Raw genomic sequence first — 14,035 nt, forward strand, 5'->3', positions numbered from 1 at the left:
CAACCCTGATGCCTCGGCAACCCACGGGTCTGCTGGCCGAACAGCCGCGGCACGGTTTCGACCTGGAGAAGGTCATCGACGCGCGCGGCATACGGCAGTGGACGGACATCGGGTTCTCGTCGATCTACCGCCTACTCGGCAAACTCCTCGCCGAGTCGTCCCGGTCACTGCACCGACGCGATCACTCGAGGCCAAGCAATGACGAACAAGCAGAACAGGTCAGCGCACCTGTGTAAGGCGCCTGTGCAAACCGATAGTATGTCGGGTGCAGTTGGTTCGCCTGCATTGGTCGTGAGGAGCCCCGAAGACCGGTGTCGGTGTCAAAGCATGTCCTTGTCCTTGGACTGAGCATGCGAAGAGGGAACCCGGTGGGAGTCCGGGACTGTCCCGCAGCGGTGAGTGGGAACGACCGCCGTCATCAGCACTGGGCCTCGAGCCTGGGAAGCGACGGCCAGTAGATCCGGTGTCAGCACAGGGCGCCCACGAGTCCGAAGACCTGCCTGCTGCGTCGGGTGCGCCGTGCCCGACGGTCCGCCGCCTCGGGGAATGGGCGTGTAGACCCGCTCGTGTCAAAGCCATACGCGTCTTCGGGGCTTCGAGGGGTGTACTCGTTCTGCCGGTGGTGGTCCATCCTGCGTAGGTAACTGGAGACATACCGTGACTACCCCTTTCACCGCGACCGTACTGGGCTCACCTCGTATCGGTCCCAACCGCGAACTCAAGAAGGCCGTCGAGGCCTACTGGGCCGGCCGTACCGACGCCGATGCGCTGGCCGAGGTCGGTGCGGCCCTGCGCCGACAGACGTGGACCGAGCTCCGCGACGCCGGCCTGGATTCGATCCCGATCAACACGTTCTCGTACTACGACCAGATGCTCGACACCGCCGTGATGCTCGGCGCCCTCCCGGAGCGAGTCGCGACCATCACCAACGGTCTCGATCGGTACTTCGCCGCAGCTCGCGGAACCGTCAGCGTGACGCCGCTGGAGATGACGAAGTGGTTCGACACCAACTACCACTACCTGGTTCCGGAGATCACCCCGTCGACATCGTTTTCCCTCGATGCATCGAAGGTGATCTCCGAACTCGGTGAGGCACTCGAACTCGGCGTGCCTGCGCGGCCCGTGATCATCGGCCCGGTCACATTCTTGCTGCTGTCGAAGGCAGTCGGCTCCGATGCGCCGCTGCTCGATCGGATAGACGAGCTCTTGCCGCTCTACGCCGAACTTCTCGGGCAGCTCCAGAGCGGTGGAGCGGAGTGGGTGCAGATCGACGAACCAGCACTGGTCGCAGACCGAACCGCCGGCGAGATCGCCGTCGCCAAGCAGGTTTACGACCATCTCGCCGCCGTTCCGCGACGTCCTGCCATCCTGGTGGCCTCGTACTTCGGCATCCTCGGCGAGGCCCTGCCCGCACTCGCGGCGACCGATGTCGAGGGACTTGCCGTCGACTTCGTTGCCAGAGCCGATGCTCCTGCCGCAATCCCCGAACTGGCCCGCAAGCACCTTGTTGCCGGTGTCGTCGACGGCCGAAACATCTGGCGCACCAACCTCGACCAGGCTTTGACCACCCTGGGCACCCTCGTCGGGAGCACTGGGTCGCTGGCAGTGTCGACTTCGTGCTCGCTCCTGCATGTGCCCTACACGCTCGATGCGGAGAAGAACCTCGACGCCGCTCTGCGGTCGTGGCTGGCTTTCGGGTCGGAAAAGGTCCAGGAGGTGGTGACCCTCGCCACCGCACTGACACAGGGCCGGGAAACGGTGGAAGGCTGCCTCGCGGCCGATCGAGCGGCACGATCGACGCGGGCCACCGATCCGCGCCTGCACGACGGCACCGTCCGCGACCGCCTCGAGTCGATCCTGGCTTCCGATCCGGGCCGGTCACCGGCCGATCAGCGTCGTAGGGCCCAGACCGGGCTGGACCTGCCGTTGCTGCCGACCACGACGATCGGCTCGTATCCGCAGACGACGGAGATCCGCGTCGCGCGCGCGGCCCTGCGTAAGGGCGAGATCACTGAGGCGGAATACCTCGATCGCATGCGCGCCGAGATCGCCGACGTCGTGGCCCTGCAGGAAGAGCTGGGGATCGACGTCCTGGTGCACGGTGAGCCCGAACGGAACGACATGGTCCAATACTTCGCCGAGCAGCTGGACGGGTTCTTCGCCACCAGCAACGGCTGGGTGCAGTCCTACGGCAGCCGCTGCGTGCGACCACCGATCCTCTACGGCGACGTCCGCCGGCCCGCCGCCATGACCGTCGACTGGATCACCTACGCACAATCGCTGACGAACCGCCCGGTCAAGGGCATGCTCACCGGCCCGGTGACGATCCTGGCGTGGTCGTTCGTGCGTGACGATCAGCCCCTGGCCGAGTCCGCGAATCAGGTTGCCCTGGCCATCCGCGACGAGACCGTCGATCTGCAGGGCGCCGGTATCCGTATCGTGCAGGTCGACGAGCCCGCACTGCGTGAGCTGCTCCCGCTGCGCGCTGCGGAGCAGCCTGCCTACCTGGACTGGGCTGTCGGATCGTTCCGACTCTCGACATCCGGTGTCGCGGACTCGACGCAGATCCACACCCATCTGTGCTATTCGGAGTTCGGTGAGGTGATCGATGCGATCGCGAACCTCGATGCGGATGTGACCTCGATCGAGGCGGCACGCTCACACATGGAGGTGCTCGACGATCTCAACGCCGTCGGGTTCGATCTGGGTGTCGGTCCGGGTGTCTACGACATCCATTCTCCCCGCGTTCCGAACGTCGAGGAGATCGTCACGTCGCTGCATGAAGCGCTGAAAGCCGTCCCCGCTGAGCGCTTGTGGGTCAATCCCGACTGTGGTCTCAAGACCCGCGGTCGCACCGAGGTCGAGGCGTCGCTGCGCAACATGGTGGACGCCGCGAAGCGGGTTCGCGCGGACCTCTGATCCGAAGGCTGTGGCACCGCACCGATCTGGTGCGGGGCCACAGCCCTGCGAGCTTCGGCACCGCTTTGGTCGTTCCTCGCCGACTCAACTGCCCGACCATTGTGCTCGTTCCTTCTGTAAGGATGCCAGCGTACATCTCAGGTGTCAGGGCATTGAGCTTCTCGGGTCGATCGAAGGTGACTGTGGTAACCGTGTCCACCTTCTCGACGATCAGGTTGCTGGTCGCGGTATGAGGTTCGGTCGACATCGCGATCGTTGTCATGGTGTCCTCAACGAGTTGGGAATGCACAAGCGTGGCGTGCGTCTTTCGTAGACGCTACCCATATTGCAGGCAAGACGAAATGCATTGTTTAAGAGTAGTTTTGAGGCTTCATTCGCGCGCATTCGAGAACTGCGCAAACCTGTTCGGCACGTTCACTGGCCGGAGCTGTCTTGGCCTTGGTCGAGTACCATTCGCGAAGATCGGCACATCTCACTCGGCGTGTTCTCGCCGATTGGTTCAGACGTTCCTGTTGCCTCTGCGTCGATTCAACTCGTCATACGCGTCGACCGGGTCACTTGATGACCACCAGGAGATCGTTGCGTTCGACCTGCCGCGCTCCGCGCCCACGGCGCCAAGGCAACACTGCGACCCGCACCGAGACTTCAGCGCGGGTCCGGGAGATTCAGGAGGTCCGGGAGATTCAGAAAAGGGGGCGCCCCGGGGTGCAGGAGCCGGTGATGCCAATGACCAGGCCCCGGGGCGCTGATCGTGGGCTCAGGCCACCACCGAGCGTTGCGGCACGCCGGTGTACTCACTGAGCGGTCGGATCAAGGCATTGGATTCGCCCTGTTCGATGATGTGCGCGGTCCATCCGGTGATGCGGCTCATCACGAAGATGGGGGTGAAGACCTCGACGTCGAAGCCCATCAGGTAGTACGCGGGCCCGGTGGGAAAGTCGAGATTGGGCTTGATGCCGGTGGCCTCGTTCATGGTCCGCTCGAGGATCTCGTAGATCCGGACCCACTTATCGCCGCCGGTCTGTGCGGCGACGTCGAAGAACGCCTTCCGCATCGTCGGGACACGCGAGTCGCCGTTCTTGTACACGCGGTGACCGAAGCCCATGACCTTGTCCTTGCGGGCCAACTTGTCCTTCATCCAAACCTCGGCGCGCTCGGGTTCGCCGATCTCGAGCATGTCGTGCATGACCGCCTCGTTGGCGCCGCCGTGCAGCGGACCCTTGAGGGTGCCGATCGCCGCGGTGACGGCGCTGTAGATGTCCGACAGCGTCGAGGTGACCACGCGAGCGGCGAAGGTCGACGCGTTGAAGCTGTGCTCCGCGTACAGGATCAGCGATACCTCGAACGCCCTGACGATCTCCCGATCCGGGATCTCGCCGAAGCACATGCCCAGGAAGTTCTCGGCGAATCCGAGATGGCTGTGCGGGGCGATCGGATCGAGCCCGCGGCGACGGCGATGATCGGCCGCGACGATGGTCGGCAGCACCGCCATCATGCGAAGCGCCTTCTCTCGATTGGCCTTCGGGGAGTTGTCCCACTCTTCCGGGTCCTCGGCCCCGAGGAAGCTGATCGCGGTGCGGACCACATCCATCGGGTGGCAGTTGTCCGGCAGCTTCGCCACCAGCGAGAGCAGCGAACGGTCGGCACGCCGACTGGCACGCTCGCGCTGGCAGAACAGCTCGAGCTGGGCATCGGTGGGCAGCTCACCGTTCCACAGGAGGTACGCGACCTGCTCGAAGCTGCAGTTGGCCGCCAGGTCCTGGACCGCGTAGCCACGGTAGGTCAGCGAGTTCGTCTCGGGTACAACCTTGGAGATCGCGGTGGTGTCGACGACAACACCGGCCAGGCCTTTGTAGATCGTCGGGACTGCATTCGTCATTGGTTCCCTCCGAGCGTGAAATTGAAGACTCCGGAATCGAATTCGTTGTAGCGCTCGTACTCGAGCAGTTCGTACAGCCGTGAGCGGGTCTGCATCTGGTCGAGCTGCCCCTCCTGCGTGCCGGTCGCGTGGATCTCGCGCAGGCCGCGTTCGATGGCGCCCATCGCCAGCCGCAGGGTGGTGACCGGGTAGATCACCGCGTTGTAGCCGATGTCCTCGAGGGTCTGCGCGGGGATCAGCTGGGACTTACCGAACTCGGTCATGTTCGCGAGCAGCGGGATATCCACGGCGGCACGGAACTTCGCGAAGTCTGCCTCAGTGTGCAGGGCCTCGGTGAAGATCAGGTCGGCGCCGGCGTCCGCGTAGGCCTTGGCTCGCTCGATCGCGGCGTCGATGCCCACCTTGCCGGAGGCGGCCATGTCACCGCGGCCGGAGGCGGCCATGTCACCGATGCCGGCGGCGTCGGTGCGGGCGCAGATCACGAAGTTCGGGTCACGTCGGGCCGTGACGGCGGCGCGCAGGCGACGGACCATCTCGTCGGTGGGCACGATCGCCTTGCCGTCGAGGTGGCCGCAGCGCTTCGGGTTGACCTGGTCTTCGAGGTGCAGGCCGGCGATGCCGGCGTCCTCGGCGGCGAGGACGGTGCGTGCTGCCGACATTGGCTCACCGAAACCTGTGTCGGCGTCGATGAGGACGGGCAGGTCGGTGACACCGGCGATCTGGCGGCTGTGCGCGACTACCTCGGTGAGCGTGGTCAGTCCGATGTCGGGCAGGCCGAGCCCGGCGGAGAACGCGCCGCCCGAGATGTACACGCCCTCGAACCCGATCGCCTGGATCAGCTTGGCGGTCAACGGGTTGATCGCGCCGGGCAGGCGCTGGATCTTCCCGGAGGTGAGGCCGGCACGGAACGCGACACGCTTGTCGGCGGCCGAGGTGCTGGCGGCGATGAGACCGGTCATGTCAGAACAGTCCCTTCGGCGACTCGGGCGAGCGCGCGAGGACGTCGTCGGAGACGGAGAACGTGAGCTGGTTCAGCTCGCCGGCCTTCAGTTCCGGGGTGCGTTGTGCGGCTTCGAGGAACCGGTCCTGCTCGGCCGGCTCGATTACACCCTCGGCGAGCGCGCGAAACTTCGCGATGTACTGTTCGCGGGCGAAGGGCCGGGCGCCGAGCGGGTGTGCGTCGGCGATCGCGAGTTCGTCGACGATGACCTCGCCGCTGCGCAGCGTGACCTCGGCGCGGGCACCGAACGCCTTCTCGTCCGGGTCGGTCGAGTGGTAACGGCGCGTCCACTCGGGATCCTCGGCGGTGGAGATCTTCTTCCACAGCTCGATGGTGTCCGGGCGCTGCGCGCGCTCCGGAGCGTACGAGCGCTCGTGGTGCCACGTACCGTCCTGCAGCGCAACGGCGAAGATGTACATCACCGAGTGGTCTAGGGTCTCGCGGCTGGCGTTCGGATCGAACTTCTGCGGATCGTTCGAGCCGGTGCCGATCACGACGTGGGTGTGGTGGCTGGTGTGCAGGACGATCGACGCGATCTGGTCCAAGTCACCGATCCGCTCGCGCATTCGGCGGGCCAGGTCGATCGGCGCCTGGCTCTGGTACTCGGCCGAATGCTCCTTGGTGTAGGTGTCAAGGATCGCGCGCTTCGCTTCTCCTGGAGTCGGCAGTGACACAGCGTATTCCGCGTCGGGTCCGCCGAGCAGCCACGCGATCACACCGTCCTCGCCCTCCCAGATCGGGGACGGTGCACCCTCCCCGCGCATCGCGCGGTCCACAGCCTCGACTGCCATCTTGCCTGCGAACGCCGGTGCGTAGGCCTTCCAGCTCGAAATCTCGCCCTTGCGGGACTGACGCGTCGCGGTGGTGGTGTGCAGCGCCTGACCGATCGCCTGGTAGACCGTCTCTGTGTCGAGGTCCAGGAGCGTGCCGATGCCGGCGGCAGCGGACGGGCCGAGGTGAGCGACGTGGTCGATCTTGTGCTCGTGCAGGCAGATTGCACGCACCAGATCCACCTGAACCTCGTAGCCGGTGGCCAGGCCCCGGATCAGATCGGCGCCACCGCGGCCGGTGTGCTGGGCGACCGCGAGGATCGACGGAATGTTGTCGCCCGGATGCGAGTACTCGGCGGCCAGGAACGTGTCATGGAAGTCGAGCTCACGCACCGCGACGCCGTTGGCCCACGCCGCCCACTCGGGCGAGTAGCCGCCACCCACGCCGAAGACCGTCGAACCCGGGCTGTACGGATGAGCCAGCGCCTGGGTGCGGGCGTTCGCGACCGGGCGACGGGTCACCGAGGCCGCCGCAACGGCCGCGTTGTCGATGATCCGGTTGACGATCATCTCCGCCGCGTCGGCAGGTACCTCCACCGGATCGGTGGCGACCTCGGCGACCTTCCACGCGAGATGCTCGCTCTTGGGGAACTGGTCGGCGGAGCGGCGGGTGCGAACGGAGTACGTCTTCAACTTGGTGTGTCCTTCGGTGGTGCTGCCGAGTCGGCTGCTGAGTTTGCGCCCGTGAGCCCAAGGCGCACGACGTGTCGATAGTTGCAGCATATGCACGTCCCAGAGGCTCGAGAAGCTACTGAATATGCGTAGTTTTGCGGTGTGAATCGGGCATATTTGCAAATGGTGCGAATCTTGATGATCGTGTTTGAGTGAACAGTGCACAGCGCGGGAGTACGAGCCGAAGGGATGCGAAGATGCAGAAGATCTACGGTGGCCCCCGACTGCGACGATTGCGCGAGGAACGCGGACTCACCCAGCTCGAGTTGGCGCGGGTCCTCGATCTGTCCGCGAGCTACATGAACCAGCTCGAAAACGATCAGCGCCCGTTGACAGTGCCCGTCCTGCTCAAACTCAACACAACCTTCAACCTCGACGCGCAGTTCTTCGCCGCCGAGGAGGACGCCCGTCTCGCGGCCGATCTCCACGACGTCCTCACCGCCGTCGGTGTCGCCGCACCGAGTCCAACCCTCATCGAAGAGTTCGTCGCCCGGATGCCGGAGATCGGCAACACCCTCGTCAACGTGCACCGCCGGCTCGTCGCTGCGACGGAACAGCTCGAGCAGTACAGCGCACACCTCGCCGGCCCAGCCGATGGAGCGACCGATCCGTCGATCCCGATGCCGTTCGAAGAGGTCCGAGACTTCTTCTACGACAAACACAATCACATCGCCGAACTCGACGACGCCGCAGAGCGACTGTTCGTCGAGAGCGGTCTACGCATCGGATCGCTCGACACGCAGCTGACGGCACTGCTCGAGTCCGAACACGACATCGTCGTCCGCCTGCGCACCGATCCGCCCGACCTACCCGGCCCCAAGCGCGTGTACGACCCGAACGACCGCATCCTCACTCTGTCGAGGCATCTGTCACCGGGACAGCGTGCCTTCCAGATCGCCACGCAGCTGGCCTTTCTCACCCAGTCGGCAATCATCGAACAGCAGGTGGACGCGGCGACCACGCTCAGTGAGAACGCCCGCGAGCTGGCGAAGATCGGCCTGGCGAACTACTTCGCCGGCGCCTTGCTACTGCCGTATACCCAGTTCCACGATGCCGCAGAGTCTCTGAATTACGACATCGAGATGCTGACGCTGCAGTTCGAGGTCGGGTTCGAGACGGTCTGTCACCGCCTCTCCACGATGCAGCGCCGCACCCGGCGGGGCGTGCCGTTCTTCTTCGTACGCACCGACCGTGCCGGCAACATCTCGAAGCGGCAGTCCGCCACAGCATTCCACTTCTCCCGGGTGGGCGGCAGCTGCCCACTGTGGGTCGTGCACGACGCATTCAGCACGCCCGGCCGAATCCTCACCCAGGTGGCCCAGATGCCAGACGGCCGTACCTACCTGTGGATCGTCCGCACCACCGACGACGAAGCCCGCCCCTACGGCGTCCCGGAACGCAGCTTCGCTGTCGGACTCGGCTGCGACATCACCCACGCCGATCGACTCGTCTACTCGCGGGGACTGCGCCTCGACGAACAGATGTCGCCCGTCCCGATCGGTTCCGGATGCAAGATCTGCGAACGCACCGACTGCGCGCAGCGCGCATTTCCCCAGATCGGCCGCCCTATCCGCGCCGACATCGACTTCAGCAGCAGACTTCCGTACCCGCCTCGACGTCCGAGCACATAGGGCATACGACTGCACTGACCCGACCGGTTGAACACTTCGATACAGATCCACGCCGAACTGTCCGACCAGCTGACCCACTGGTCGTCCGGCGTCTCCCCTACCCCCTCGGCCGGTGGGCTACCCACCATCCGCGGGTCCACACACGCACTCGAGGCGGAATCGAGCGCGGAGACTTCGGGCAGCCTTGCATTGCTGGTGGCACTTGCCACGCGGTAATACTGTTGCGGACTGTGGACGATGATCAAAAGTCACCAAGCACCGAGACCGCGAACGGCGCGCACGCAGCCGAACCCCACGCCGCCGGGCTGTCGTCGCGGCTCAACTGGCTTCGTGCCGGAGTTCTCGGCGCGAACGATGGCATCGTCTCGGTTGCCGGCCTGGTTGTCGGCGTCGCCGCCGCCACTACCGACCGGGGCCCGATCCTCACAGCCGGCCTCGCAGGCCTCGCCGCCGGCGCGGTGTCGATGGCATTGGGCGAGTACGTATCCGTCAGCACCCAGCGCGACACCGAACGAGCACTGCTGGCCAAGGAGCGGCACGAGCTGGCCACCATTCCCGACGCCGAGCTCGAGGAACTGGCGTCCCTGTACGAGGCGAAGGGCCTGTCCCCCGCGACCGCACGCACCGTCGCCGAGGAACTCACCGAGCACGACGCGTTCGCGGCGCACGCGGAGGTCGAGCTGGGCATCGACCCCAACGACCTCACCAATCCATGGCATGCGGCGTTCGCCTCCGCAATCGCGTTCACGGTCGGAGCGATACTGCCGATGCTGGCCATCCTCCTTCCCCCCGCGAGCGCCCGAATCCCGGTCACGTTCGTGGCGATGCTCGCCGCACTGGCCATCACCGGCAGCCTCAGTGCCCGGCTCGGCGGCGCCAAGAGATCGCGCGCCGTGATCCGCGTCGTCACCGGCGGTGCGCTGGCAATGGCGGTTACCTACGGCATCGGGCAATTGCTCGGCGTGGCAGGCATCTGAGCCTCGCTGTGGGGCGCAATCATGATTCAGGCGCGACCGACGGCCACTTCTGTGGTCGATCACCCCAGACACCCTGTCCTGCAAACAGTCTCGACAATTCTCGCACTCGGGGAATCTCTGCCGCCTTCGGACGGCGCGTAGCGGAAGCACAGGCCTCGACCGAAAGCACAGGCAGCCGCTAGTTTCTGGAGTCCGGCTGTGTACTTGAACACCTCTGCGACGCAGTTTCGGCGAACGAAACCTCACCTGAAACGTAGTTATAGGTAAAGAGTATTTAATCGATAGCTTTCATAGATTGGACCTATTCAGTGCTTGATAGCTAACCTATCGAACGTCTGGTACCCAACTTCGACCGAACAGAGGTTCACATGGCCCTGATCAACAAGCAGATCAAGCCCTTCACCGCGACCGCGTACAAGGATGGCGCGTTCATCGACGTGTCCTCCGACGACATCACGGGCAAGTGGGCGATCTTCTTCTTCTACCCGGCCGACTTCACCTTCGTCTGCCCGACGGAGCTCGGTGACCTCGCCGATCACTACGACGAGCTGCAGCGTCTCGGTGTCGAGGTCTTCTCGGTGTCCACCGACACCCACTTCACGCACAAGGCGTGGCACGACTCCTCGGCCACGATCGGCAAGATCCGGTACGCGATGATCGGCGACCCGACCCTCGAGATCAGCACCAACTTCGAGGTGCTTCGCGAGAACCAGGGCCTGGCCGACCGCGGCACCTTCCTCGTCGACCCCGACGGCGTCATCCAGTTCATGGAGGTCACTGCGGAGGGCATCGGCCGCAACGCTGCCGAGCTGCTGCGCAAGGTCAAGGCCGCTCAGTACGTCCGGTCACACCCGGGCGAGGTCTGCCCCGCCAAGTGGGAAGAGGGCGAGGAGACCCTCGCTCCGTCGCTGGACCTCGTCGGCAAGATCTGACGTAAGTCACTTCAGCTGACGTAAGTCGCTTCGGGCGGCGCGGGCCCGGACGTTCCGGGCCCGCGCTCCACCCCCTTCTGTCTCGCTCTATCTGGCACCGCACCTGCCCGGACCGCAGGACAACCAGGTCCCGTTCCCGATCACAGCCCTCCCCCACGGATGGAGTAGATCCGCATGCTCGACGCCTCACTTGCCGGCCAACTGAAGTCCCTCCTCGAGCGGCTGACCCTGCCGATCGAGCTCGTGTCCTCCCTCGACGACGGACCCAAGTCGATCGAACTCGCCGAACTGCTCACCGAGATCGCCGCGATGTCGGACAAGATCACCTACGAACGTCGCGACGACGACGCTCGGCGCCCGTCGTTCGCCATCCACCGCACCGGCACCGACATCGAGGTCCGCTTCGCCGGTATCCCGCTCGGCCACGAGTTCACCTCGCTCGCACTCGCTTTGCTCCAGGTCGGCGGCTACCCGTCGAAGGAAGCACCCGAATTGCTCGAGCAGGTCCAGCGCCTCGAGGGCCAGTTCCACTTCGAAACCTACTTCTCGCTGTCCTGCCAGAACTGCCCCGATGTCGTGCAGGCTCTGAACCTGATGGCCGTCCTCAACCCGGGTGTCAGCCACGTCGCGATCGACGGCGCCCTGTACCAGGACGAGGTCGACGGCCGCCAGATCATGGCGGTGCCGACGGTGTACCTCAACGGCGAACTTTTCGGCTCGGGACGCATGAGCCTCGAGGAGATCGTCGGCAAGCTCGACGTTGGCGCCGCGGACCGTGCCGCGGCTGCGATCGCCGAGAAGGATCCCTTCGACGTGCTCATCGTCGGTGGTGGACCGGCCGGTGCCGCGGCAGCAATCTACGCCGCGCGCAAGGGAATCCGCACAGGTATCGCCGCTGAGCGGTTCGGCGGTCAGGTGCTGGATACGATGGCAATCGAGAACTACATCTCCGTCCCCCACACCGAGGGGCCGAAGTTCGCTGCGGAGCTCGAGAACCACGTCCGGCAGTACGACGTCGACATCATGAACACCCAGCGGGCCGCGAAACTCGTCCCCGCGGTCACCAAGAACGGTCTCGTCGAGGTCGAACTGGAGAGCGGCGCTTCGCTACTCGCCCGCACGGTGATCCTGTCGACCGGCGCGCGCTGGCGCTCGATGAACGTGCCCGGCGAGACCGAGTACCGGAACAAGGGCGTCACCTACTGCCCGCACTGCGACGGACCGCTCTTCAAGGGCAAGCGCGTGGCTGTAGTCGGTGGCGGCAACTCGGGAGTCGAAGCAGCTATCGACCTCGCGGGCGTCGTCGAGCACGTCACGCTCATCGAGTTCGACTCGATGCTACGTGCCGACGAGGTGCTGCAGCGCAAGCTTCGCAGCCTGCCCAATGTCGACATCCTCCTCAGCACTCTCACCACAGAGGTCCTCGGCGATGGCAACAAGGTCACCGGTCTGGCCTACCAGGACCGCACGAACGAAGAGTCACACACGCTCGAACTCGAGGGTGTTTTCGTCCAGATCGGTCTGTTGCCCAACACCGAATGGCTAACGGGTGGCATCGAACTATCCCCTCGTGGCGAGATCGTCATCGACGACCACGGCCGCACCTCGGTGCCCGGTGTATTCGCCGCAGGCGACTGCACCACCGTGCCGTACAAGCAGATCGTGATCGCCGCCGGTGCCGGGGCGACAGCAGCACTGTCGGCCTTCGACCACCTCATCCGTACGAGTGCTCCGGCAACGGAATCAGCCGCCGTAGCCCAGTAGAAATGGCCTCGTTCGAGCGGTAGGGCCGAGAGTTCTGTGACGCCTTCGAACGGCCACAAGCGAATGAAGTCGAAGCTGCAGGGCAAAGAAAGTCCCCCTGAACTGCACACTCTGCAGTTCAGGGGGACTTTCTTTGTGGGCGCGGAGGGTTTCGAACCCCCGACCGCTGGTGTGTAAAACCAGAGCTCTACCACTGAGCTACACGCCCGAACTCCGGCGGAGAAAACACCGCCGGAGTCGCATCAGGACTTTAGCGCGGCGAGCGCATTCTCCCAAGCTGCCTGGTCACGGGGCTCTCCGGGACCGTTCATCTCGGCAAAGCGGATGATGCCGTTCTTGTCGACCGCAAAGGTGCCGCGGTTGGCGAAGCCGAGCGTGTCGTTGAACACCCCGTACGCCTCGGCTACTGCGCCGTGTGGCCAGAAATCGGACAGCAGCGGGAACGTGTAGCCCTGTTCGGCCGCCCAGATCTTGTGGGTCGGCGACGGGCCCACCGAGATCGCTAGGATCTCGGCGTCGTCGTTCTGAAACTTGGGCAGTTCATCACGCACGCGGCACAGTTCGCCCTGGCAGACGCCGGTGAACGCAAGCGGGTAGAACACGATCAGGACATTCTTCTTACCGCGGAAGTCGGAGAGCGTCACTTCCTGGTTGTTCTGGTCCTTGAGCGTGAAATCGGGTGCGGTGGCACCCACCTCGAGAGGCATGTCTAGTCCTAACGTCGATGCGTCGGCGGATCCACCGGTGACGGCAAACTTACGCCGCCGGGATCCAGCCGAAGAAGGGATTGAGAGTGATCAGCGCTTGGATGCGCGAGCCTTGGGCTGCACCAGCCGGCTCCCGCTCCACAATCCCAGGTTGGCGGCCGAGGTCTGCGTCATCCCCGCCGTCGGTGCCGATTCGGCAATCTCACTCGGCTCGACGTGGCCGGGCTGGCCGGTCTTCGGAGTGAGAACCCACACGAAGCCCTCGTCGGACAGTGGTCCGATGGCGTCCATCAGGGCGTCGACCAGATCGCCGTCGCCGTCGCGCCACCACAGCAGCACGACATCCATTACCTCGTCGGAGTCCTCGTCGAGCATCTCCCCACCGATGGTCTCCTCCACCACCGAGCGAATATCGTCGTCGGTATCCTCGTCCCAGCCCAGTTCCTGGACCACCATGTCGTGGGTAATACCAAGTTTCTGAGCGTAGTTCTGAGCGTCCGCCGCGGCGACCACGGTGGTGTCCTCCTCTGTTCGGTGGGTTGCGGGTCCGATCGACCCGCAGAACCCAGTGGCGATCGACAAGTGTGTCGATCGATATAGGTGAAGCGAACATGGTCGGAGCCGATAGCGCAAGCCAACGGCCCTTAATTTTTCGAGAAAGTGAGGGAGCCCGTCCCGGCACGTCCCTGATCAGGGCGAATCGTACGGGACCCCGTTCGGTTCC

The 14,035-nt window shown here is 64.8% G+C and carries 12 protein-coding genes, 1 tRNA gene and 1 riboswitch; of the genes, 7 read left to right on the plus strand and 6 right to left on the minus strand.

Annotated elements, in window-relative coordinates; translation table 11 throughout:
* Positions 1 to 8: 8 nt before the first annotated feature.
* Together ERC79_RS02460 and metE are read left to right on the plus strand one after the other, a co-directional pair.
* Complete coding sequence (locus tag ERC79_RS02460; protein ID WP_131575432.1) at positions 9 to 236, plus strand: hypothetical protein; 228 nt, start codon at positions 9 to 11, stop codon at positions 234 to 236.
* A gap of 74 nt (positions 237 to 310) precedes the next feature.
* A riboswitch (cobalamin riboswitch) is annotated at positions 311 to 519 on the plus strand.
* Positions 520 to 657: 138 nt separating this feature from the next.
* Positions 658 to 2,919: a 5-methyltetrahydropteroyltriglutamate--homocysteine S-methyltransferase gene (gene metE, locus ERC79_RS02465; RefSeq protein ID WP_131575434.1), complete on the plus strand. Its 2,262-nt coding sequence runs from the start codon at positions 658 to 660 to the stop codon at positions 2,917 to 2,919.
* 757 nt (positions 2,920 to 3,676) lie between these two features.
* Here the strand turns inward: metE and ERC79_RS02470 are convergent.
* From ERC79_RS02470 to prpD, 3 genes are read right to left on the minus strand one after another with little or no spacing between them, the layout of a single operon-like run.
* Positions 3,677 to 4,798, minus strand: coding sequence for a bifunctional 2-methylcitrate synthase/citrate synthase (locus tag ERC79_RS02470; RefSeq protein ID WP_131575436.1), 1,122 nt, complete (start codon positions 4,796 to 4,798; stop codon positions 3,677 to 3,679).
* Positions 4,795 to 5,757 (minus strand): methylisocitrate lyase, encoded by a 963-nt coding sequence (prpB, locus tag ERC79_RS02475; RefSeq protein ID WP_131575438.1) that lies wholly within the window; start codon positions 5,755 to 5,757, stop codon positions 4,795 to 4,797. The genes ERC79_RS02470 and prpB overlap by 4 nt, the downstream gene beginning before the upstream one ends.
* Position 5,758: 1 nt before the next feature.
* The gene (gene prpD / locus ERC79_RS02480; RefSeq protein WP_131575440.1) at positions 5,759 to 7,261 is read right to left on the minus strand and encodes a 2-methylcitrate dehydratase PrpD; all 1,503 of its coding nucleotides are present in this window, start codon (positions 7,259 to 7,261) and stop codon (positions 5,759 to 5,761) included.
* Positions 7,262 to 7,497: 236 nt separating this feature from the next.
* On the opposite strand from prpD, the gene ERC79_RS02485 reads away from it, so the two are divergent.
* The 5 genes from ERC79_RS02485 (at position 7,498) to ahpF (ending at position 12,604) form a co-directional block, all read left to right on the plus strand.
* The gene (locus ERC79_RS02485; RefSeq protein WP_131575442.1) at positions 7,498 to 8,931 is read left to right on the plus strand and encodes a short-chain fatty acyl-CoA regulator family protein; all 1,434 of its coding nucleotides are present in this window, start codon (positions 7,498 to 7,500) and stop codon (positions 8,929 to 8,931) included.
* Between the two features lie 27 nt (positions 8,932 to 8,958).
* Positions 8,959 to 9,147, plus strand: coding sequence for a hypothetical protein (locus ERC79_RS02490; RefSeq protein WP_131575444.1), 189 nt, complete (start codon positions 8,959 to 8,961; stop codon positions 9,145 to 9,147).
* Between the two features lie 89 nt (positions 9,148 to 9,236).
* Positions 9,237 to 9,908, plus strand: coding sequence for a VIT family protein (locus ERC79_RS02495; RefSeq protein ID WP_242676835.1), 672 nt, complete (start codon positions 9,237 to 9,239; stop codon positions 9,906 to 9,908).
* Positions 9,909 to 10,276: 368 nt separating this feature from the next.
* Positions 10,277 to 10,840: an alkyl hydroperoxide reductase subunit C gene (gene ahpC / locus ERC79_RS02500; RefSeq protein ID WP_131575448.1), complete on the plus strand. Its 564-nt coding sequence runs from the start codon at positions 10,277 to 10,279 to the stop codon at positions 10,838 to 10,840.
* Between the two features lie 174 nt (positions 10,841 to 11,014).
* Positions 11,015 to 12,604: an alkyl hydroperoxide reductase subunit F gene (gene ahpF / locus ERC79_RS02505; protein WP_131575450.1), complete on the plus strand. Its 1,590-nt coding sequence runs from the start codon at positions 11,015 to 11,017 to the stop codon at positions 12,602 to 12,604.
* Between the two features lie 136 nt (positions 12,605 to 12,740).
* On the opposite strand, the gene ERC79_RS02510 is transcribed toward ahpF, so the two are convergent.
* The 3 genes from ERC79_RS02510 to ERC79_RS02520 form a co-directional block, all read right to left on the minus strand.
* Positions 12,741 to 12,812, minus strand: a tRNA-Val gene (locus ERC79_RS02510).
* Between the two features lie 34 nt (positions 12,813 to 12,846).
* Positions 12,847 to 13,311, minus strand: a complete 465-nt coding sequence (locus ERC79_RS02515; protein WP_131575452.1) for a peroxiredoxin — start codon at positions 13,309 to 13,311, stop codon at positions 12,847 to 12,849.
* A gap of 90 nt (positions 13,312 to 13,401) precedes the next feature.
* The gene (locus tag ERC79_RS02520) at positions 13,402 to 13,824 is read right to left on the minus strand and encodes a DUF3052 domain-containing protein (RefSeq protein WP_131575453.1); all 423 of its coding nucleotides are present in this window, start codon (positions 13,822 to 13,824) and stop codon (positions 13,402 to 13,404) included.
* Positions 13,825 to 14,035 lie beyond the last annotated feature (211 nt).

It is taken from the genome of Rhodococcus sp. ABRD24 (genome assembly GCF_004328705.1).
In the GTDB taxonomy this organism is placed as follows: Bacteria; Actinomycetota; Actinomycetes; order Mycobacteriales; family Mycobacteriaceae; genus Prescottella.